Genomic DNA, 20,221 nt, shown 5'->3' with positions numbered 1-20,221 from the left:
AAATATGATCAACACTTTTATAAATTAATTCGAATTTGTTAACTTTTAATTTTATTTCCTTCTTTGTCAACTATCCCTTTTTTAATAGCCGGGTTGCCATACCAAAGTTCATAATTTTCTACAGATTTTGTAATTACAGAACCAGCTCCAATTAGCGCATACTCTCCAATGTTATGACCACAAATAATTGTGGTATTAGCGCCAATACTTGCTCCTTTGTGGATTCTTGTTTCCAAATACTCTAATTTCCGATTAATAAACGCTCTTGGATTTAAAATATTGGTAAATACTACAGAAGGACCGATAAAAACATCATCTTCAATTACAACTCCTTCATATACAGAAACGTTGTTTTGAATTTTTACACCATTTCCAATTTTTACGTTTTTACCGATAAAAACATTTTGTCCTAAAGAACAATTTTCTCCAATAATTGCACCCTCAGAGATATGACAAAAATGCCAAATGTTTGTTCCTTTACCTATTATGGTGTTTTCATCAATAATGGAGGATGGATGAATGAAAAAATCAGCTTTCTGCATTAAAAAAATTATGAATATTTTTACAAATATAAATTATATCTGCTTCTGTTAGTAAAGGGTGTATGGGTAAAGACAAAACCTCTGTACATAATTGATCAGAAACTAAATTTTTACTGCTATAAAAATGTTGATATGCTGTCTGTTGCCCTAAAGATTTTGGATAATAAACCATAGCATCAATTCCGTTTTCTTGTAAAAAGGTTTTCAACGGGTTTCTTAATCCATCTTTAACTTTAATGGTAAATTGGTGCCAACTAGCTTCAGTATATTCACTCGCTTTTGGAAGTTCAATATTTGGCTCTTTTTCTAATAAATTAATGTATAAATGAGCAATCTCTTTTTTCTTTTGAAGATTAGTATTTAAAAGAGGAAGTTTATGACTTAGCACTACTGCCTGAATGCTATCTAACCTAGAATTTACACCTACAATTTCGTGATGGTACTTTTTACTTTGACCATGATTGGCAATCATTCTTATTTTTTTTGCCAGTTCATCATCGTTAGTAAACAAAGCGCCACCATCGCCAAAGCAAGAAAGGTTTTTTGTTGGAAAAAAGGATGTACAACCTATATCTCCTATGGTTCCTAAAAACTGATTTTTATGATTTTTAGCTCCCAGAGCCTGTGCTGTATCTTCTATAACATAAATATTGTGTTGCTTTGCTATTTTTAAAAGCTCATCAAAATTAGTACACTGCCCAAACAGGTGCACTGGAATAATTGCCTTGGTTTTTGAGGTAATTGCTTGCTCAACTAAATGATTATCTAGTTGAAAATACGTGGGATCAACATCAACCAACACGGGTTTTGCACCTAGTAAACAAATGACTTCAATTACCGCAACATAAGAAAAAGCGGGGATAATAATTTCATCACCAGCTTTAATATTCAAACCCATTAACGCAATCTGTAAGGCATCGGTTCCGTTGCCACAAGAAATTACATGTTTTACATTTAAGTATATACTTAACTCTTTCTCAAATTCTTTAACCGCATTGCCTTGGATGTAATTACCAGATAATAATAATGCGTCAATTTTTGGGAGTAATTGTGATTGTAGCTGCAAGTATTCGGCAGGTAAGTCAATCATTTTTATAGCTCTTGTCATAATCTGGCATCAACAAAAGCTCTATCAATAATTGATTTTGTATCAAAAACAATGGCTTGGTTTTTTTGAAATTCGCTAAAGTCAATAGTCATAAATTCTTGATGTGCTACTGTAATTACAACAGCTTGATATTTTTTAATTTTTATTGTTTTGATCAAATTTATTTGATATTGAGCTTTAACCTCTTTAGCATCTGCCCAAGGATCATAAATATCTACATTCAAATCAAACTGAATTAACTCTTTATAAATATCAATTACTCTGGTATTTCTAATATCGGGGCAATTTTCTTTAAAAGTGAAACCTAAAATCAGCACATTACTCTTCGTGATTTTGTGCTCTTTTTTTATCATTAATTTAATGAGTTTGTTAGCTACAAACATCCCCATATTATCGTTTACTCGTCTGCCAGAAAGTATTACTTGGGGATGATAACCCAAAGCTTCTGCTTTATGCGCTAAATAATAAGGATCTACACCTATACAATGACCACCAACTAAGCCAGGTTTAAATTTTAAAAAATTCCATTTGGTTGCAGCCGCATCCAAAACATCATTTGTATCTATACCAATTCTATCAAAAATCAAAGCCAACTCGTTCACAAATGAAATATTTAAATCTCTTTGTGCGTTTTCTATGGCTTTTGATGCTTCTGCAACTTTAATACTTGGAGCAAGGTAAGTACCTGCACTAATAATTTTTTGATAAAGTTGGTTAACTTTAATTGCAGTTTCTGGATTTGAGCCGGATGTTACTTTACAAATTTTCTCTAAAGTATTTACTTTGTCTCCAGGATTAATCCTCTCGGGTGAGTAGCCGATAAAAAAATCTGAGTTATAAATCAAACCGCTCGTTTTTTCGAGTAGTGGTACGCATTCTTCTTCTGTGCAACCCGGGTAAACTGTTGATTCGTAGATCACCAAATCTCCTTTCTTTAGGATATGGGCAATCATATCAGTAGCCTTTAACAATAAAGTTAAATCTGGAGATTTAAACTGATTTATTGGTGTAGGTACTGTAATGATGTAAATATTACTGTTAGCAATATCTTCTACTCTACTAGAAAATTGGAGATAAATAGCGTTTTTTATATCATCTTCTACCAATTGCTTTGTGTTGTCAATAAAAGTTTTTAGTTGGTTGATTCTATATTCGTTGATATCGAACCCAATGGTTTCAAAATGTTTTCCAAAAGCAGTAGCTAATGGAAGTCCCACGTAACCTTGTCCAATAATCGCAATTTTTGTACTCTCCAATTTCTGGTTGAATTTATAAAGCTCCTAAATTAAAAATTTATAAGTGATTTGGAAAGGATTAAAATTTGTGAGACAGTTAAACAAATCTTTTTTCAATATTTTGCTTGAGCCAGGTTTGCACAATTCTAAGCTTTCATTGCCTGATGCAACAGAAAGTATAAAATCTGTTAAAATAGGGTTGGAAACTGCATCTGAAAGTTGATAGTTATTTAATTTTAAGAATATTAGGCTTGCTTCCAAACCTGTCCTCTTATTGCCATCGGAAAAAACATGATTTGCGATAATATTGAACAAGTAAATTCCAGCTTTATCAAAAATATAGGGATATAAGGGCTCCCCAAACATTTCAGCGTGAACAATATCTACTAAATAATCTAATGCAGCTTCATTTAAAAAGTTAGAGGGTAGATTAAAATTACCCCCATGCTGATGAATAGTGAGGTAATTTATTTTAATAATTTGTGATTTAGTTAGAAATATCATTAGGCTAATGCTTTGAAAGTCGCATCGTACTTAATAAAATCTTCTTTAACTAATCGCTCAAAATCCGACTCACTAATCAATAATTTGTTCTTTATTAATTCTTGATCTTTAACTTCCAAAGAACTATAAATCTCTAAAACTTCTTCAACTGTATATTTATGTTGCGTATCCATAATTTTTATTTAATCATTAAATTTACGAAATATCTCATCAAAATTATAATAACAAAAAAATCCCTGCTCAAGTAAATGAACAGGGACTATATATTCGCCTTAAACCTTTTGCCTAAAGCCTTTAAGCTACAAAAATTACATCATGCCGCCCATGCCACCGCCGCCCATTGGCATTGCTGGTGCTGCACCTGCTTCTTCTTGTTCATCTGCTAAAACACACTCGGTAGTTAATAACATCGCTGCAATAGAAGCTGCGTTTTCTAAAGCTACACGAGAAACTTTAGTTGGGTCAATTACACCTGCACCAATTAAGTTTTCGTAAACATCTGTACGGGCATTGTAACCGTAATCAGCTGTCCCTTGTTTTACGTTGTGAACAACGATAGAACCTTCAATTCCTGCATTTGCACAAATTTGACGTAATGGCTCTTCAATAGCTCTTTTGATAATTTTGATACCAGTAGTTTCGTCTTCGTTAGCGCCTTTTAAATCGTCTAAAGAAGCAACCGCTCTAATAAAAGCAACACCACCACCAGCAACAATACCTTCTTCAACTGCTGCTCTTGTAGCGTGTAAAGCATCGTCAACTCTATCTTTTTTCTCTTTCATTTCCACTTCAGAAGCTGCACCAACATAAAGTACAGCAACACCACCAGAAAGTTTAGCTAAACGCTCTTGTAGTTTTTCTTTATCGTAATCTGAAGTAGTAGTTTCAATTTGAGCTTTAATTTGACCAACTCTAGCTTTAATATCTTCAGAGTTACCAATACCATTAATAATAGTTGTATTGTCTTTATCGATAGTGATTTTTTCACACTGACCTAAGTAAGATAAGTCAGCATTTTCTAATTTAAAACCTCTTTCCTCAGAAATAACAGTTCCGCCAGTTAAAATAGCGATGTCTTCTAACATTGCTTTTCTTCTATCGCCAAAACCCGGAGCTTTAACAGCAGCAACTTTTAGTGAACCACGGATTTTATTAACAACCAAAGTAGCTAAAGCTTCTCCATCTAAATCTTCAGCAATAATTAAAAGAGGCTTACCAGTTTGAACTTGTTTTTCTAATACTGGCAACAATTCTTTCATGTTGCTGATTTTTTTATCGTAGATTAAAATGTAAGGATTTTCTAATTCAACTTCCATTTTATCTGCATTGGTTACAAAGTATGGAGATAAATATCCTCTATCAAACTGCATACCTTCAACAGTTTTAACTTCTGTTTCAGTACCTTTTGCTTCTTCAACAGTAATTACACCATCTTTACCAACTTTAGCCATTGCTTCAGCAATTAAAGAACCAATTACATCATCGTTGTTAGCAGAAATAGATGCTACTTGTTTGATTTTGTTATTGTCTTCTCCAACTGTTTGAGATTGCGCTTTTAAGTTAGCTACAACCGCAGCAACTGCTTTGTCAATACCACGCTTTAAATCCATTGGGTTTGCACCAGCAGCTACGTTTTTAATACCAGCAGTAATAATTGCTTGTGCTAAAACTGTTGCAGTTGTTGTACCATCACCTGCAATATCAGCAGTTTTAGAAGCAACTTCTTTCACCATTTGAGCACCCATATTTTCTACGGTATCTTTAAGCTCAATTTCTTTTGCTACAGTAACACCATCTTTTGTAATTACTGGTGAACCGAATTTTTTATCGATAATTACGTTTCTTCCTTTTGGACCTAAGGTTACTTTAACTGCATTAGCTAAAATATCTACACCGCGTTTCAAAGCATCGCGAGCTTCTACATTATATTTAACTTGTTTTGCCATTATTTTAGTATTGAGATTTGAGTATTGGGTATTGAGATTTTAGACTCAAGAAACAATCTCAAAAAATTTTGAATTATTTAATTTAATAGTTATTGACGGAGTAAAGGATCTCAATACTCACATCGCTATACGCAATACTTACAGAACTGCGTATATATCAGATTCTTTCATAATCAAATATTCTTTACCTTCATAAGTAATTTCTGTACCTGAATATTTTCCGTAAATAACGTTATCACCAACTTTAACAGTCATTGGTTCATCTACTTTACCATTTCCAACAGCTACAACTACTCCATTCTGTGGTTTTTCTTTTGCTGTATCAGGGATATAGATGCCTGAAGCGGTTTTTTCTTCTGCTGGTGCAGCTTCTACCACAACTCTATCTGCGATAGGTTTAATGTTCAATGCCATAATTTTATTATAAATGTTTAATTTTTATTTTCTATAAAGTGTAGCATCATAGAATATGCCAAAGGAAGAATTTGCCAATTTTTCACTGTAAAAGGCAGTCATGTTATTTAATGATGAAGTATGGATGTCAGCTTGTCAGTATAACCAAAGTGTTGGTTAAATGAAATGAATGGGTTTCTTTTATAGATTCTTGTAAAGGAAAAGAGGTTGTTTTTGTAAAAAAACAACCTCTTTTCAATTCATTTATTTTCCTAAATTTTTATACCAATCTGTAAACGATGAGCCGCCTGATGATGCCCAAGCACCAAATTTACTGTAAACTTGGTCAATTGCAATCCCTTCTGCTGGTGGATTAAAAGGTTCTGTAAATTGTAAAGCCCAAGGCCAATTGTTTGTGCCAATATAGTATCTGCCAGCACTTGGGTTCGATAAATCATCTTGGAAACCAAATAATGCTTTATCAGCTAAATTAGTTGGTGTTTTGCCTGGCAAATGAATTTCATGACTTCTTCTTCCATCGCTAATTAAAAACGGATTGTAGGGTGCGTTGCTTAAAATATTTATAGGTTGTGGAGCTATGAATTTTATAACCATACTCACTTGTTCAGAAACTCCATTGGCTGCATTATAAATAGATTTCTGATTATCAAATGGAATGATAACTGCTTTATCTTGGCCAGCTTCTGTACCGTTAGCATTTAATTTAATGTAATTTTTTTCTTTAATATAGCCAGATACATTGTCAATGATAGAAGGGCTAAAAGGCAATTCAACTCCAAAACCATTTTGAAAAAAGGCTAATGAAGTTAACACCTTGTAATCCGCATTCATTTCAACTGCATTATTGTTAGCATTAGTTACGTAAGTATATCTGTAATTAATCACTAAATCATTCATGTCATAATCACCTTTTAAGGGCCAATTATCTTCAAAAGCTAAAGTACCCCAACTGTCTTTTGAAGGAAAATAATTATTATACGCCTTTTTAGGATCTGTTGGATATTCATCAAATTGATCAGTTACCCCATCACCATCAGTGTCTTTTGGTGTATCTAAATTTACAATGCCAGTTTTAGAAATTGCATCTTTTGGGAAAGATTCTGCATAAAATAAAGCATCATTAATATCGTGGTCACAAAAAGGTGATTCGCGATTTACATCCTCTATTCCTAAAACAAAAAGATCTTCTTGTGCAAAGTTTAACAGTACAGTGTGTTTTTTTAAATCTTGATCACTTTCTGGGTTAAAATTTTTGTTGCTATAAAATTTTGTACGGTCAGTTTTTACAGTTTCGTTTGATATATCCCAACCATCAGCAATTATCATAAATGCTACTGAAGTTCCAGCTTTAAAATTACCTAAATTCACACGGTCGCCAGAAATTAAGCCTCCGCCAGAACCTATAAATGAAGAGTTAGGGAAAGCGAATTTTATCTCATTAATTTCTGACGCATTTTTTGGAGGATTGTTAGTTGGGTAAGTGTAAAACGCAACAGTATTTGTTAACTCGGCACTTTCTGTCACAAAAGTTAAAAAAACATCTGCATCCTTCACCAAATCTAAAGTTTGTTTAGCGTCATCAGCCATATACTCCGGATGATTAGTTCTTACATCTACAGTTGATGGTATAGAAGCATTAATATAGCTTAACAATTGTGCACTTACTTTTCCTTTATCTGGAGTTAAATATTTTGGTTTGCCATTACTTTCAAAAGCCCCCATGTAAGTAAACAATGTACCGCTTAATGTTTTAACCGACTGAGTTGACACCCTGTTTGAAGTGTTTTTATTTAGTGCAGGAATAATAAAGTTACCTTCTAAACCCTTACCACCGCCAATTGTAAGGTTTAAACTATTGTTATCAATAAACCCAAGTACTTTGTTATTTAAACCTACGTAATCGTTTTTTACAATTATTTGGTCAATGTAACTGGCAATGTTTAAGCTAACGTCAATTCTTCCTTCGCTATCTGTTAAAGATTTTAAAAGTTGGTTCCCGTTTGCTGCATTATATAAAGTAACGGGTATTTTAGCGATAGGTTCATTAATGTTTGTTAAAAGCCTAATGTTAATTTTTACAGTTTTGGTGGTTGCAAAATTGAAACCGTTTGGAGCAATATTGTCTGAATTATTAATTTCTTCATAAATACCAGTATTGTCTTTTTTACATGCAACAATTGAAGCGATGATGAATAAACCTAAAATTAACTTTCTCATATTTTTTTTCTTTACACAGTGGATTGTACGTAATACATTCCAAAAAAGATTTATATTCTGTGAATATGAATAGACTATAAGCATACCAATAGTTAAACTAAAAACTATTTGAAAGTTTTTAAACAAGAAAATGCCGTTTAAAGGGTTTTTAAAGGATATTTTAGTGAAAAAATTACTTATAAAAATACTTATAGCAATTGAGGAAATTTATATTTAATCCCAAAAACTGTGGAATGCTGGGGAATAATTTCTATCTCTTTTTTAAATCTTATTTATACGCTATAGATTTAGCTGTACTTAATGATCTAAAATATTTGTTAATATTACAGGTAACCTAAAATTTTTACAAATATGATTTTCTATTTTATCTTAGTTACGTAAGGTTAATCACCAATTAATTTTGATGTAATTTTATCTTTAAATCTGATCAAACTTAATAACGATACTGTTAGATTTAACCAAAACCAATGAAGAGATAATCTTTAATTTTCGAAAAACTCTTTCTCTGCTTTTTGTTTTTTCTTAAGTACCCTTCCAGATACAGTTATGCTAACCTCGTAAAGTAAAAACAAAGGTAAACTTACCGTTAACATGGTTGGGATATCTGGTGTTGGTGTTACAATTGCAGCAATTATAAGTATCAAAACCACAGCATAGCGCCTTTTTTCTTTCATAAAAGTAGGCGTCATTATGCCTAATTGAGAAAGTATATAAATTACAATTGGCAACTCAAAAATAGCTCCAGTACATAACGTAAGTGTAGCAACTGATGAAAAATAGGAATCTATTGTAATGGTGTTCTCAATGTCTGGGCTTATACTGTAGTTGGATAAGAAATTTATTGACAGCGGTGCTACTATAAAATATCCAAACATTATCCCAATTATAAAAAGAAAGCTTGCATATAGAACAAAGCCACTTGCCGATTTTTTTTCTGCGTCTTTTAACGCTGGTTTTATAAAGCGCCAAACTTCCCACAATAAATAGGGGAAACCTAAAACTAAACCCGTCATTAAAGCGGAGTTTATTTGCAAGGTAAATTGCCCTGCCATTTCCGTATTAATAATTTTCCCGGGAATATTGGTGATACAAAAGCCAGGACCCATATTAAAATACTCTCCAACTTTGCACATCATTCTGTAAGTCCAAAATGTTGGTTTGTGTGGACCCATTATAATGGTGTCAAAAAGAAAATCGTAATAAAAAAAACAAATGGAGGTTAAAATTACTACAGCAATAGAAGAGCGTACTAAATGTATTCTTAATTCGGCAAGGTGATCAAAAAAAGACATCTCAGCCTCAATTGTTTTACCTTTTTCTTTTACTGATTTAACTAAATCTGTTTTTCTCTCTTTACTCATATTATTAAACAAAAATACCATTTTGAGGTTATCAAAATGGTATTTAAAATTTTATTTTATCAATTAATTTTCTGTACCTAAATCAAAAGTCTCCATAAACTTGGTGGTAAAATTACCTGCTCTAAAGTTAGGATCTTTTAAAAGTTTAAGATGGAAAGGAATGGTGGTCTTAATACCTTCAATCACAAATTCACTTAGGGCTCTTTCCATTGTATTTAAAGCCTCTTCTCTAGTTTGTGCAACACATATAAGTTTCGCTATCATTGAGTCGTAATGTGGTGGAATGTTGTATCCAGCATATACATGCGTATCAACTCTTACCCCATGTCCTCCTGGAGAATGAAAGTGTGTTATTTTTCCGGGAGATGGTCTAAAGTTATTATATGGGTCTTCTGCATTAATTCTGCATTCTATAGCACACATTTCTGGTGTGTATGATTTACCCGAAATAGGAATACCAGCTGCAACTTTAATTTGTTCTTTAATTAAATCAAAGTTAATTACTTCTTCTGTAACTGGGTGTTCTACTTGGATACGGGTATTCATCTCCATAAAATAGAAATTTCTGTGCTTATCTACTAAAAATTCCACAGTGCCAGCACCTTCATATCTTACCGCTTCTGCACCTTTAATTGCAGCAGCACCCATTCTTTCTCTTAAATCATCAGTCATAAATGGAGAAGGAGCTTCTTCCACTAATTTTTGGTGACGACGTTGTATAGAACAATCTCTTTCTGATAAATGACAAACCTTACCAAATTGATCTCCAATTACCTGTATTTCTATATGGCGTGGGTCTTCAATATATTTTTCTAAATACATTCCATCGTTACCAAAAGCAGCTGCAGATTCTTGTCTGGCAGAATTCCAAGCATCTTCAAAATCTTCATCTTTCCAAACTTGTCTCATTCCACGGCCACCACCACCAGCTGTTGCCTTTAAAATTACAGGGTAGCCAATTTCATTAGCTATTTTAATTCCTTGCTTCACATCTGTTAACAAACCTTCTGAGCCAGGAATAGTTGGAACACCCGCAAGTTTCATAGTGTCTTTGGCAGAAGCTTTATCTCCCATACCATTAATTTGATCAGCCGTAGCGCCAATAAATTTTATTCCATATTCATGGCATATTGCAGAAAACTTTGCGTTTTCTGATAAAAAACCGTAACCTGGATGTATTGCATCAGCATTAGTTAATTCTGCTGCCGATATAATATTGGGAATATTTAAATAAGAATCTTTACTTGGTGGAGGACCAATACAAACTGCTTCATCAGCAAAGCGTACGTGTAAACTTTCTCTATCTGCAGTAGAATAAACAGCAACGGTTTTAATACCCATTTCTTTACAGGTACGAATAATACGTAATGCTATTTCTCCTCTATTTGCAATTAATATTTTTTTAAACATAATAACTCGTTTTATCTATCTTTTAATTTAAAGTCTGGTTTTTATTAAAACCGTATTGATTAATTGACAAATAAACTTAAGATGGATCAACTAAGAATAATGGCTGATCGTACTCAACTGGTTGCGAGTTATCAATCAAAACTTTAACAATTTTACCCGAAATTTCAGATTCAATTTCGTTAAATAATTTCATTGCTTCAATAATACAAAGTACTTGACCTGCAGAAATTTCATCGCCTACGTTAGCAAAACTTGGTTTGTCTGGTGATGACGAACGATAAAAAGTACCAATCATTGGTGATTTTATAGTTACGAAGTGAGATTCATCACTTGCAACAGCGGCAGTAGCACTAGGACTATTTACCGCAGCTTGTGGCACATTAGCTATTTGCTGTTGTGGTGCAGGTGCAGCCATTTGTACTGGCACATTAGCATTCACATACGTTGGCTCTTGAGTAGTCTTTATTGTTATTTTAAAATCTTGTTCTTCAATTGAAACTTCATTCACTCCTGATTTTGATACAAATTTAATCAGGTCTTGAATTTGCTTAATATCCATTCCCATTGTGGTGTGGTTTAAATTGTGTGATTAATTTAGAAATCTAATATAGTAATTATCTGGAAATACAAATATTAATAAGCCCATTTAATATAGACAGAGCCCCAAGTAAAGCCTCCTCCAAAAGCAGCCAACACTAAATTGTCTCCTTTCTTTAATTTGCTTTCCCATTCCCATAAACAGAGTGGAATGGTGCCATTAGTTGTATTTCCGTATTTTTCAATATTTATCATTACCTTTTCTGTGCCTACTCCCATTCTGTTAGCAGTGGCATCAATAATTCTTTTATTGGCTTGGTGAGGTACTAACCATGCAATATCTTCAGGAGTAAGATTGTTTTTCTCCATGATCTCTGCAGCAACATCTGCCATGTTAGTTACAGCAAATTTAAAAACTGCTTGCCCCTCTTGGTGTACAGCATGCTCATTTGCATCAACAGTTGCATGTGTTGCAGGTTTTAATGAACCTCCAGCTTTTTGATGCAGCATTTCTCTGCCAGAACCATCGCTTTTTAATATAGAATCAATAATTCCGTAACCTTCTGTATTTGGTTCTAATAAAGCTGCGCCGCAACCATCGCCAAAAATAATACAAGTTACCCTGTCTTGGTAGTTGATAATAGAAGACATTTTATCTCCACCAACTACTAAAACTTTTTTGTGTTTACCTGATTCTATAAACTGAGCTCCTGTAGTTAAACCGTATATAAAGCCCGAACAAGCTGCTTGTAAATCAAATCCCCAAGCGTTCTTAGCGCCTATTTTATCACCTAAGATGTTTGCAGTTGCAGGGAAAGGCATATCAGGTGTTGAGGTGCAAAAAATAATTAAATCAATTTCATCTGCAGTTATTCCTCTTTTCTTTAAAAGACCTTCAACGGCTGGCACTGCCATGTCTGAGGTTGCTAAATCTTCGCCTTTTAAAATCCTTCTTTCTTTAATTCCGGTTCTTGATGTTATCCACTCATCGTTGGTATCAACCATGGTTTCTAATTCCTGATTGGTTAAAATATAATCTGGAACGTAACCATTTACAGCAGTAATTGCAGCATGAATTTTACTCATAATTTAGAATTTTTTTAAGAACTGAAAGCCGTTTTAAACTTTTCAATTACTTGAGATTCTATCATACTTTTAGATTGAAGAATCATATTTTTAATAGCCTCTGGACTGGATATGCCATGACCTATAATTACTGGTGCGTTAACCCCTAAAATAGGACTTCCACCGTATTGTTCATAATTAAACCTATCAAAAAACTCATCTTTGATACCTTTTTTAAGTGTTAATACATAAAAAGATTCGGCTAATTTTAGCATGATATTACCAGTAAAACCGTCACATACAATAACGTCTGCCTTTTCATTAAACAAATCCCTACCTTCTAAATTCCCAAAAAAGTTGATGAGTGAATTTTCTTTTAAAAGTGGATATGTAGTTTGAGTTAACAAACTACCCTTTTCAGCCTCTTCACCTAAATTCATTAAACCAACTTGTGGTTCTGCAATTTGATAAACATGTTTGGCATATAAGCTTCCAAGAATACTAAATTGAACTAAATGTTCTGGTTTGCAATCAGCATTGGCTCCAGCATCAAGCATAATTTTAAAACCCCCTTTTAATTTAGGAATAATGGTTGAAATTGCAGGTCTTAATACACCAGGTATGGCTTTTACGCTAAACATGGCGCCAACCAACATGGCACCGGTGTTTCCGGCAGAAGCAAAAGAATCTATTTTTCCTTCTTTTAATTGCTGAAAACCTACTGAAATACTTGAATTTGCTTTTTGAACAATGGCTTTAGTGGGGTGTTCTCCCATTCCAATTACTTCGGTAGTTTGTACATACTCAAAGTGATCTGGGTTAAAGTTGTGCTCGGCTAGGATGGGTGTAATTTGCTCTTTATCTCCAAAAAGGACTAAATTTTGGTCTTTTGATAGGTTTTGATGTGCTGCTATTGCACCTAATACGGTTGCTTTTGGCGCATAATCGCCGCCCATTATATCTAAACCAATTTTCATTAAGATATTTGCTTTTGATGAAATGAAAACCACCAAGCTTTAATGCTTAGTAATTAAAATAAAAAAATCTTGTGTAAACTAATGTTATAATTATTAATACACAAGATTTTTAATATATTATTTTATGCAATAGAAGTGTTTTCTACTAACAACTTACCTCTTAAGTAAAGGTTTCCATCTACGTTATAAGCTCTGTGTGGCAAATGTACTACACCAGATTCTTTATCAAGCCATAATGAAGGTGCTGTAGCCTTGTAGTGAGTTCTTCTTTTATCTCTTCTTGATTTCGAGATTTTTCGTTTTGGATGTGCCATTTTTTCCTATTTTTAATTTTTCCTAATGTTCTTTAAAATATCCCAGCGAGGATCACTATCATCGCTTTTTTCTTCTGTTTCATGTGATAGTTCGGCAATTTTTACCAACATATCTTGATCACATGAACTTGTATTTCCCGGATCTTCACATACGCTTAGATAAGGAACTGCTAAATTAATCATCTCATAAATAAATGAGCTTACATTAATTTCTATTTCATTTTTAGTAAGTATAACTACTTCACTATCTGCTAAATCTTCCGATTCTGTAAATTTAGCTATCAACCTGTCTTTTGTGTCTATCTGACTTGGAAAGTCTGATAAGCATCTATCACAGCTTAATTGTACTCCTCCGGTGATATGAAAATCAAGAACCATTAATGTTTCTTGTCTTTCTAGAACCAAATCTACTTTTAGCAAGCCTTTTTTAACTATTGAATATTCAAATTCGTCAAAAAAACTACCATCAACCTCAAAGTTAAATTGATGCTTGCCAATCTTTAATCCCGTAAAGGGAATTGAATATTGATTTAATGCTTTCAAACTTCGACAATTGAGCCTGCAAATTTAGGAAAATTTATTTAGCTGTAAAGGTTTTTTTCAAAAAAGGAAAATCAAACTTTAATAGCAATTTTCAGTTGTTTATTTTGTTAAAACTCATTGTTTTTGACCTGATTGGGGCATTATTTGAATATTTACCTAAAAATTTAGAAACCTAAAAATCCCATAATTATAGCCATGTTTTAATTGAAAGACTTTTAATTACGATTATTTCTGCCCAAAAACCTCTAAATTTTTTTAATCTCTATCTCTGCTATGTTTACTAAATGGCAATGTTTTGTCAACCATTTGTTGTTGTTCTCTTCGTCTTTTTATAATATGTACAGCTTCAAAAACTGCATCTCTAAAAGAACTTGGCGAAGCAAGGTTTTTTCCGGCAATATCATAACCTGTACCATGGTCTGGTGAGGTACGCACAACAGGTAAACCTGCTGTAAAGTTAACACCATGATGAAATGCGATGGATTTGAAAGGAATTAAACCTTGATCATGATACATTGCTAAAACAGCATCAAATTGTGAAAAAGCTTGATTTCCAAAAAAACCATCGGCAGGGAAGGCACCAAATGCAAATATTCCTTCCTTTTGCGCAGTTTCAATTGCTGGGTGTATAATTGTCTCTTCTTCCATTCCAATTAAACCGCTATCGCCAGCATGTGGATTTAAACCCAAAACCGCAATTTTTGGTTTCTCTATCCAAAAATCATATCGTAAAGAATGGTTCATTAAACGTAGCTTAGATAATATGGCTTCTTGTGTAATATTAGCCGCAATATCTTTTACAGGGATATGTCCGGTAACAACGCCAACTTTTAATTCATTACTAATTAAAAACATCAAAGAATCTGGTGATCCAGCTTTCATTTGGATATATTCTGTATGGCCATGAAAGGTAAATTCTTCGCTTTGTATATTATGTTTATTAATTGGCGCAGTTACTAGAGCATCAATTTTCCCACTTACTAAATCATCTGTTGCTCTTTGTAAAGACAAAAAAGCGTACTTCCCACCAATATCATTTGCAGTACCTAATTCTATTTTAACATCTTCTTCCCAGCAATTTATCATATTTGCTTTACCAGCATGTGCTTGGTCTGGATGGTTTACTACCTGAAAAATAAATTCTTGTATGCCGGCAGCCTTTCTGTGAAAAGAGGCTACTTTGGTATGTCCGTAAACTATTGGGGTGCAATATTTATAAATTTCAGATTCGGAAAGCGTTTTAATAATTACTTCCAAACCTATTCCGTTTACATCGCCAATAGAGATTCCAACTTTCAATAATTCGCTCATACAATAAAAGATTTTTCTAAAATTTTCTGCAAAATAAAGAATTTGCAATGAATGTTGATTTTAAAGATTAAACTTTCCGTAATTTGTGGCTCATCTTCACAAAAATATGAGTCAAGTAAAAGCGAAAAAGCACTTAGGACAACACTTTTTAACTGATAAAAATATTGCAGAAAAAATTGTTAACAGTCTCATTTATCACGAAAAATATAATAAGGTATTAGAAGTTGGACCTGGAATGGGCGTTTTGTCTGATTTTTTATTGCAGAAAAAGGAGTTTGAAACTTATTTAATTGATATTGATACCGAGTCTTTTTTATTTCTCCAAAAAAAATATCCTGATTTAGGTGATAAATTATTAAATGAAGATTTTTTACAGCTTAATTTTGCGGATGTTTTTCCAAGTTCTTTTGCCATCATTGGGAATTTTCCTTACAACATTAGCTCTCAAATTTTATTTAAAATTTTAGAAAATAGAAACCAAGTACCAGAAGTGGTTGGCATGTTTCAGAAAGAAGTTGCCGAACGTTGTACCGCTAAACCAGGAAGTAAAGTTTATGGAATTTTGAGCGTTTTTTTGCAGGCTTATTTTAAATGTGAATATTTATTTACTGTTAAAGCAGGAGTTTTTAATCCTCCACCAAAAGTGCTATCGGCTGTTATTAGGTTAACCAGAAATGAAATCAAGGAATTAAGCTGTGATGAAAAATTGTTTTGGCAGGTTGTAAAAGCAGGATTTAATCAGCGAAGAAAAACTTTGAGTAATGCTTTATCAGGAGTGATTCCGAAAGAAAAACAAGGCGATGAAGAAGTTTGGACTTTAAGAGCGGAAAGATTGAGTGTAAAAGATTTTGTGGAGTTGACAAATAGCATCTCACAAAAGTTAGTAATGTAAATTGCATATATCTATTAGAAAGATTGAATTAAATAAATGAAAAAAATATTAATAGTTGATGATTTACACCCAGCTTTTAAAATAGCAGCGGAAGAAATGGGTTTTTTTGTGGATGACTGTCCGCTCATCAAAAAAGAAGAAGTTTTAGCCATTTTAAAAGATTATGTAGGCTTAGCTATTCGCACAAAGTTTAGGGTTGATAAAGAAGTGATTGATGTTGCGCCGCAATTAAAGTTTGTTGCCAGAGCTGGTGCCGGTATGGATAATATTGAAGTGGCTTACGCTGATGAAAAAAATATCCAACTGATAAATGCACCAGAAGGCAACAGAGATGCTGTTGGCGAACATTGTGTTGGTATGCTACTTTCTTTAATGAATAATTTTAGAAAAGCAGACGCTGAAATAAGAAATGGTGTTTGGGAAAGAGAAGGAAACCGTGGTTATGAGCTTATGGGTAAAACCGTTGGTATTATAGGATACGGGAACAACGGAAGCAGTTTTGCTAAAAAGCTAAAAGGCTTTGATGTTAAGGTTTTAGCTTATGATAAGTATAAAACTGGTTTTTCTGATGAGTACGCAACCGAAGCCAGTATGGAAGAAATTGTGAAATTTAGTGATATAGTTAGCTTTCATATTCCGTTAACTAGAGAAACTAAACAAATGGTAAATGATGAATATTTACTGCATTTTAGAAAGCCAATTTTCTTTATAAATGCTGCAAGGGGCGAGATTGTTAGTACAAAAGCAGTTTTAAAAGCAATTGAGGCAGGTAAGATTTTGGGTGCTGGTTTAGATGTATTGGAAAAAGAAAAATTCCCGGTTTTAGCCGATACAGACTTTTATAATGAATTGGTTAGTAACCCAAAAGTTCTTTTAACACCACATGTTGCTGGCTGGACTTTTGATTCGTACCGTAAAATATCAGAAGTTTTAGCAGAGAAATTGAAAAATTTGGAAATATAATATCAAATTTTATATCTTCGTAAAACAAGGAACAAGACTATGTATGCGAAAAGCAGATATAGTCTTGTTTGTTTTTTAGAGCTTGGCCATTGCCGGGCTCTTTTAGTCAATAAACATAAATAATAAGGAAAAAGATGTCAGATGTAGCTTATTTTACCAAAGAAGGTTTAGAAAAACTAAAAGAGGAATTACATTATTTAAAAACAGAAGGTAGAAAAAAAATATCTGCAGCAATTGCAGAAGCAAGAGATAAAGGAGATTTATCTGAAAATGCTGAGTATGATGCTGCAAAAGAAGCGCAAGGTTTACATGAAACAAAAATTGCACAATTAGGCAATATTTTAGCTTCTGCAAGATTAATTGACGAGTCTAAATTAGATACTTCTAAGGTTTTAGCTTTATCTATAGTTACCATTAAAAATATTAAAAACGGTGCTAGTATGACTTATCAGTTGGTTTCTGAAAACGAAGCTGATATGAAAACCGGAAAAATTTCTGTTAAATCTCCCATTGCAAAAGGTTTGTTAGGTAAATCTGTTGGTGATGTTATTGCCATTGATGTACCTGCTGGCAAAATGGAGTTTGAAGTTTTAGAGATTAGTAGATAGTATTGATGAGTTTGTTAAGTCATTGGTTCATTAGTTATTAGGGCTTCTGAAGTTCATTACGCATTATTTATTAAGTCATTATTTAACAAATACTAATGAACCAATGAACCTCATTTTCACAAAGCAAATACTAACGAACCAATGACCTCATCGCTACGAGATAAATACTATTGAACAAAACAGCCACAAAGCGAGTTACTAATGACTTAATGAACTTAATTTAACTAACAAACCATGTCGAGCATATTCAGTAAAATAATTTCAGGAGAGATACCGGCCCATAAAGTTGCCGAAACAGAAGATTTCTTAGCATTTTTAGATATTAGTCCGTTAAGAGAAGGACATGTTTTGGTTATACCAAAGCAAGAGGTTGATTATATTTTCGATATTGAGGATGAAACTTATGCTGGCTTAATGATTTTTGCAAAGGTTGTAGCTAAAGCAATTAAAAAAGCTATACCTTGTAAAAGAGTGGGAGTGGCTGTAATTGGTTTAGAAGTTCCTCATGCGCATATTCATTTAATTCCCATAGATAACATAACAGATATAGATTTTAGCCAACCTAAGCTAAAATTAACAGAGCAAGAGCTTAGCGAAGTTGCTTTAAGAATTTTAGCAGCGTTTTAGCCATCTATTTAAAACAATTAAAAATTCCTGTTCTAAACAAATAGGATTTTTTTGTAAAAAAGTCTCTAAAAAAAATCCCCTTGATTATTAAACCAAGGGGATTTTTTAAATCAGAAAATTTAATTAGCTCATTTTAAGCTTTTTCTGAATATCGTGAACGTAGGTTTTAAACTTTTTGTCTGTATCAATTAAATCTTCTACGGTTTGGCAAGCATAAATAACTGTTGAGTGATCTCTGCCTCCAAAAAATGCACCGATTGATTTTAGTGAAGTTTTAGTATGGCTTTTTGCTAAATACATAGAAATTTGACGAGCTTGTACAATCTCTCTTTTACGAGTTTTAGATTTTACCATCTCAATAGGAACTTCAAAATATTCACAAACTAATTTTTGGATATACTCCATTGAAATTTCTTTGCTTGTGTTTTTAATAAAGTTCTTTAACATTTGTTTAGCTAACGCTAAATCAATTTCTTTCTTGTTTAAGGTAGATTGCGCCAATAAAGAAACCATTGCGCCTTCAAGCTCTCTAACGTTGTTGTCTATGTTGTGTGCAACATATTCAATCACATCATTAGGTAACTCAATACCGTCTTGATACATTTTCTTTTTCAAGATAGCCATACGAGTTTCAATATCTGGTACTGATAAATCAGCAGATAAACCCCATTTGAATCTCGATAGCAATCTTTCTTCTAAACCTGCTAAATCTTTAGGAGCTTTATCAGAAGTTATAATTAATTGCTTACCAGACTGGTGTAAATGGTTAAATATGTGGAAGAAAATATCTTGAGTTTTTTCTTTACCTGCAAAGTTGTGTACATCATCCATAATAATGATATCCATTGCTTGGTAAAAATTAACAAAATCGTTAATGGTATTGTTTTTTAAAGAATCAACAAATTGCTGACAAAATTTCTCGCAAGAAACATAAATCACCAATTTATCTGGCATGGTCCTTTTAACCTCGTTACCTATTGCTTGTGCTAGGTGAGTTTTACCTAAACCAACACCACCATAAATCATTAATGGGTTAAAAGAAGTGCCACCTGGTTTTGCCCCAACGGCGTAACCTGCAGATCTTGCTAAACGGTTACAATCACCTTCAATAAAATTCTCGAAAGTATAGTTTGGGTTTAACTGCGGATCTACTTGTAGTTTTTTTAATCCGGGTATTACAAACGGGTTTTTAATGTCTTTATTCAATGCAACAGGCATTGGGATAGATTGATTTTTCCCTTCTGCGCCGTTTCCACTTGATGGTAAATTTGTAGTATAAGGTTTTTGTGATGATGATTTCTCAACAACTATATTGTATTCTAACCTACCAACGTCTCCTAATTGCTTTTTTACTGTTTTTCTAAGTAAGCCGACATAATGTTCTTCAAGCCACTCGTAAAAAAATAAACTTGGCACCTGAATGGTTAAAATACTTTCTTCCAGTCTTAACGGAATAATAGGTTCGAACCAAGTTTTAAAACTCTGGGTCGGAATATTATCCTTTATAATTTGGAGACAGTTTTCCCAAACACTTGTACAAGTTTTTTCCATATAAATTATTCTAAAATACTGATATTTAATGCGATCGGATGACGGCGGGGATGCCTAATTCCGAGCATCGAAGATTGAAAAAAAAATCGACTTAAA

The 20,221-nt window shown here is 33.1% G+C and carries 21 protein-coding genes; 4 read left to right on the top strand and 17 right to left on the bottom strand.

Features of this window, described 5'->3' with window-relative positions; all coding sequences use genetic code 11:
• Positions 1–38: 38 nt before the first annotated feature.
• From ACFSSE_RS07320 to pdxA, 16 genes are all read right to left on the bottom strand, one after another.
• The gene (locus tag ACFSSE_RS07320; RefSeq protein WP_379047510.1) at positions 39–542 is read right to left on the bottom strand and encodes an N-acetyltransferase; all 504 of its coding nucleotides are present in this window, start codon (positions 540–542) and stop codon (positions 39–41) included.
• Positions 529–1,650 carry a DegT/DnrJ/EryC1/StrS family aminotransferase gene (locus ACFSSE_RS07315; protein ID WP_379047507.1) on the bottom strand — a complete coding sequence of 374 codons (1,122 nt, stop codon included), beginning with the start codon at positions 1,648–1,650 and terminating at the stop codon, positions 529–531. The genes ACFSSE_RS07320 and ACFSSE_RS07315 overlap by 14 nt, the downstream gene beginning before the upstream one ends.
• Positions 1,647–2,906 (bottom strand): nucleotide sugar dehydrogenase, encoded by a 1,260-nt coding sequence (locus ACFSSE_RS07310; protein WP_379047504.1) that lies wholly within the window; start codon positions 2,904–2,906, stop codon positions 1,647–1,649. The genes ACFSSE_RS07315 and ACFSSE_RS07310 overlap by 4 nt, the downstream gene beginning before the upstream one ends.
• 24 nt (positions 2,907–2,930) lie before the next feature.
• Positions 2,931–3,389, bottom strand: a complete 459-nt coding sequence (locus ACFSSE_RS07305) for a type II toxin-antitoxin system death-on-curing family toxin (RefSeq protein ID WP_379047501.1) — start codon at positions 3,387–3,389, stop codon at positions 2,931–2,933.
• Complete coding sequence (locus ACFSSE_RS07300; protein WP_379047499.1) at positions 3,389–3,562, bottom strand: hypothetical protein; 174 nt, start codon at positions 3,560–3,562, stop codon at positions 3,389–3,391. The genes ACFSSE_RS07305 and ACFSSE_RS07300 overlap by 1 nt, the downstream gene beginning before the upstream one ends.
• A 135-nt stretch (positions 3,563–3,697) precedes the next feature.
• Positions 3,698–5,335 (bottom strand): chaperonin GroEL, encoded by a 1,638-nt coding sequence (gene groL / locus ACFSSE_RS07295; RefSeq protein ID WP_449304947.1) that lies wholly within the window; start codon positions 5,333–5,335, stop codon positions 3,698–3,700.
• A 138-nt stretch (positions 5,336–5,473) separates the two neighbouring features.
• Positions 5,474–5,749: a co-chaperone GroES gene (locus tag ACFSSE_RS07290; protein WP_379047496.1), complete on the bottom strand. Its 276-nt coding sequence runs from the start codon at positions 5,747–5,749 to the stop codon at positions 5,474–5,476.
• A 243-nt stretch (positions 5,750–5,992) separates the two neighbouring features.
• Positions 5,993–7,966, bottom strand: a complete 1,974-nt coding sequence (locus ACFSSE_RS07285) for an LruC domain-containing protein (protein WP_379047492.1) — start codon at positions 7,964–7,966, stop codon at positions 5,993–5,995.
• A gap of 482 nt (positions 7,967–8,448) precedes the next feature.
• Positions 8,449–9,327: a twin-arginine translocase subunit TatC gene (gene tatC, locus ACFSSE_RS07280; RefSeq protein ID WP_379047489.1), complete on the bottom strand. Its 879-nt coding sequence runs from the start codon at positions 9,325–9,327 to the stop codon at positions 8,449–8,451.
• Positions 9,328–9,390: 63 nt separating this feature from the next.
• Positions 9,391–10,737, bottom strand: coding sequence for an acetyl-CoA carboxylase biotin carboxylase subunit (accC, locus tag ACFSSE_RS07275; protein ID WP_379047486.1), 1,347 nt, complete (start codon positions 10,735–10,737; stop codon positions 9,391–9,393).
• Positions 10,738–10,813: 76 nt separating this feature from the next.
• On the bottom strand, positions 10,814–11,302 hold the full coding sequence (accB, locus tag ACFSSE_RS07270; RefSeq protein ID WP_379047483.1) for an acetyl-CoA carboxylase biotin carboxyl carrier protein: 489 nt from the start codon (positions 11,300–11,302) through the stop codon (positions 10,814–10,816).
• 68 nt (positions 11,303–11,370) lie between these two features.
• A complete protein-coding gene (locus ACFSSE_RS07265; protein ID WP_379047480.1) occupies positions 11,371–12,360 on the bottom strand; it encodes a beta-ketoacyl-ACP synthase III in 990 nt (329 codons plus the stop codon).
• A gap of 14 nt (positions 12,361–12,374) precedes the next feature.
• Positions 12,375–13,316, bottom strand: a complete 942-nt coding sequence (gene plsX, locus ACFSSE_RS07260) for a phosphate acyltransferase PlsX (protein WP_379047477.1) — start codon at positions 13,314–13,316, stop codon at positions 12,375–12,377.
• 122 nt (positions 13,317–13,438) lie between these two features.
• Positions 13,439–13,630 (bottom strand): 50S ribosomal protein L32, encoded by a 192-nt coding sequence (rpmF, locus tag ACFSSE_RS07255; RefSeq protein ID WP_379047474.1) that lies wholly within the window; start codon positions 13,628–13,630, stop codon positions 13,439–13,441.
• Positions 13,631–13,642: 12 nt separating this feature from the next.
• A complete protein-coding gene (locus ACFSSE_RS07250; protein ID WP_379047471.1) occupies positions 13,643–14,173 on the bottom strand; it encodes a YceD family protein in 531 nt (176 codons plus the stop codon).
• 255 nt (positions 14,174–14,428) lie between these two features.
• Positions 14,429–15,484 (bottom strand): 4-hydroxythreonine-4-phosphate dehydrogenase PdxA, encoded by a 1,056-nt coding sequence (gene pdxA, locus ACFSSE_RS07245; RefSeq protein ID WP_379047468.1) that lies wholly within the window; start codon positions 15,482–15,484, stop codon positions 14,429–14,431.
• A 106-nt stretch (positions 15,485–15,590) separates the two neighbouring features.
• Between pdxA and rsmA the strand changes: the two genes are divergently transcribed.
• The 4 genes from rsmA to ACFSSE_RS07225 all read left to right on the top strand — a co-directional run bounded on the left by rsmA (position 15,591) and on the right by ACFSSE_RS07225 (position 18,574).
• Positions 15,591–16,376: a 16S rRNA (adenine(1518)-N(6)/adenine(1519)-N(6))-dimethyltransferase RsmA gene (rsmA, locus tag ACFSSE_RS07240; RefSeq protein WP_379047465.1), complete on the top strand. Its 786-nt coding sequence runs from the start codon at positions 15,591–15,593 to the stop codon at positions 16,374–16,376.
• A gap of 36 nt (positions 16,377–16,412) precedes the next feature.
• Complete coding sequence (locus ACFSSE_RS07235; RefSeq protein WP_379047462.1) at positions 16,413–17,339, top strand: NAD(P)-dependent oxidoreductase; 927 nt, start codon at positions 16,413–16,415, stop codon at positions 17,337–17,339.
• Positions 17,340–17,473: 134 nt separating this feature from the next.
• Complete coding sequence (greA, locus tag ACFSSE_RS07230; protein WP_379047459.1) at positions 17,474–17,947, top strand: transcription elongation factor GreA; 474 nt, start codon at positions 17,474–17,476, stop codon at positions 17,945–17,947.
• 234 nt (positions 17,948–18,181) lie between these two features.
• Positions 18,182–18,574 (top strand): HIT family protein, encoded by a 393-nt coding sequence (locus ACFSSE_RS07225; protein ID WP_379047456.1) that lies wholly within the window; start codon positions 18,182–18,184, stop codon positions 18,572–18,574.
• Positions 18,575–18,697: 123 nt separating this feature from the next.
• Here the strand turns inward: ACFSSE_RS07225 and dnaA are convergent, their stop codons facing one another.
• The gene (gene dnaA / locus ACFSSE_RS07220; RefSeq protein ID WP_379047453.1) at positions 18,698–20,125 is read right to left on the bottom strand and encodes a chromosomal replication initiator protein DnaA; all 1,428 of its coding nucleotides are present in this window, start codon (positions 20,123–20,125) and stop codon (positions 18,698–18,700) included.
• Positions 20,126–20,221: the final 96 nt, after the last annotated feature.

Source organism: Pedobacter alpinus, assembly GCF_042684645.1.
GTDB lineage: Bacteria > Bacteroidota > Bacteroidia > Sphingobacteriales > Sphingobacteriaceae > Pseudopedobacter > Pseudopedobacter alpinus.
Note: the sequence above shows the minus strand (reverse complement) of the source record. Positions and strands in the feature narration are given on the sequence as shown.

Bases quoted from the DNA above. Each gene is read 5' to 3' on its own strand.
- ACFSSE_RS07300 (WP_379047499.1), bottom strand. From the start codon at position 3,562: ATGGATACGCAACATAAATATACAGTTGAAGAAGTTTTAGAGATTTAT.
- accC (WP_379047486.1), bottom strand. From the start codon at position 10,737: ATGTTTAAAAAAATATTAATTGCAAATAGAGGAGAAATAGCATTACGT.
- ACFSSE_RS07265 (WP_379047480.1), bottom strand. From the start codon at position 12,360: ATGAGTAAAATTCATGCTGCAATTACTGCTGTAAATGGTTACGTTCCA.
- ACFSSE_RS07315 (WP_379047507.1), bottom strand. From the start codon at position 1,650: ATGACAAGAGCTATAAAAATGATTGACTTACCTGCCGAATACTTGCAG.
- ACFSSE_RS07225 (WP_379047456.1), top strand. From the start codon at position 18,182: ATGTCGAGCATATTCAGTAAAATAATTTCAGGAGAGATACCGGCCCAT.
- tatC (WP_379047489.1), bottom strand. From the start codon at position 9,327: ATGAGTAAAGAGAGAAAAACAGATTTAGTTAAATCAGTAAAAGAAAAA.
- accB (WP_379047483.1), bottom strand. From the start codon at position 11,302: ATGGGAATGGATATTAAGCAAATTCAAGACCTGATTAAATTTGTATCA.
- rpmF (WP_379047474.1), bottom strand. From the start codon at position 13,630: ATGGCACATCCAAAACGAAAAATCTCGAAATCAAGAAGAGATAAAAGA.
- ACFSSE_RS07305 (WP_379047501.1), bottom strand. From the start codon at position 3,389: ATGATATTTCTAACTAAATCACAAATTATTAAAATAAATTACCTCACT.
- pdxA (WP_379047468.1), bottom strand. From the start codon at position 15,484: ATGAGCGAATTATTGAAAGTTGGAATCTCTATTGGCGATGTAAACGGA.
- groL (WP_449304947.1), bottom strand. From the start codon at position 5,335: ATGGCAAAACAAGTTAAATATAATGTAGAAGCTCGCGATGCTTTGAAA.
- ACFSSE_RS07235 (WP_379047462.1), top strand. From the start codon at position 16,413: ATGAAAAAAATATTAATAGTTGATGATTTACACCCAGCTTTTAAAATA.
- ACFSSE_RS07320 (WP_379047510.1), bottom strand. From the start codon at position 542: ATGCAGAAAGCTGATTTTTTCATTCATCCATCCTCCATTATTGATGAA.
- rsmA (WP_379047465.1), top strand. From the start codon at position 15,591: ATGAGTCAAGTAAAAGCGAAAAAGCACTTAGGACAACACTTTTTAACT.
- greA (WP_379047459.1), top strand. From the start codon at position 17,474: ATGTCAGATGTAGCTTATTTTACCAAAGAAGGTTTAGAAAAACTAAAA.
- ACFSSE_RS07285 (WP_379047492.1), bottom strand. From the start codon at position 7,966: ATGAGAAAGTTAATTTTAGGTTTATTCATCATCGCTTCAATTGTTGCA.
- ACFSSE_RS07290 (WP_379047496.1), bottom strand. From the start codon at position 5,749: ATGGCATTGAACATTAAACCTATCGCAGATAGAGTTGTGGTAGAAGCT.
- plsX (WP_379047477.1), bottom strand. From the start codon at position 13,316: ATGAAAATTGGTTTAGATATAATGGGCGGCGATTATGCGCCAAAAGCA.
- dnaA (WP_379047453.1), bottom strand. From the start codon at position 20,125: ATGGAAAAAACTTGTACAAGTGTTTGGGAAAACTGTCTCCAAATTATA.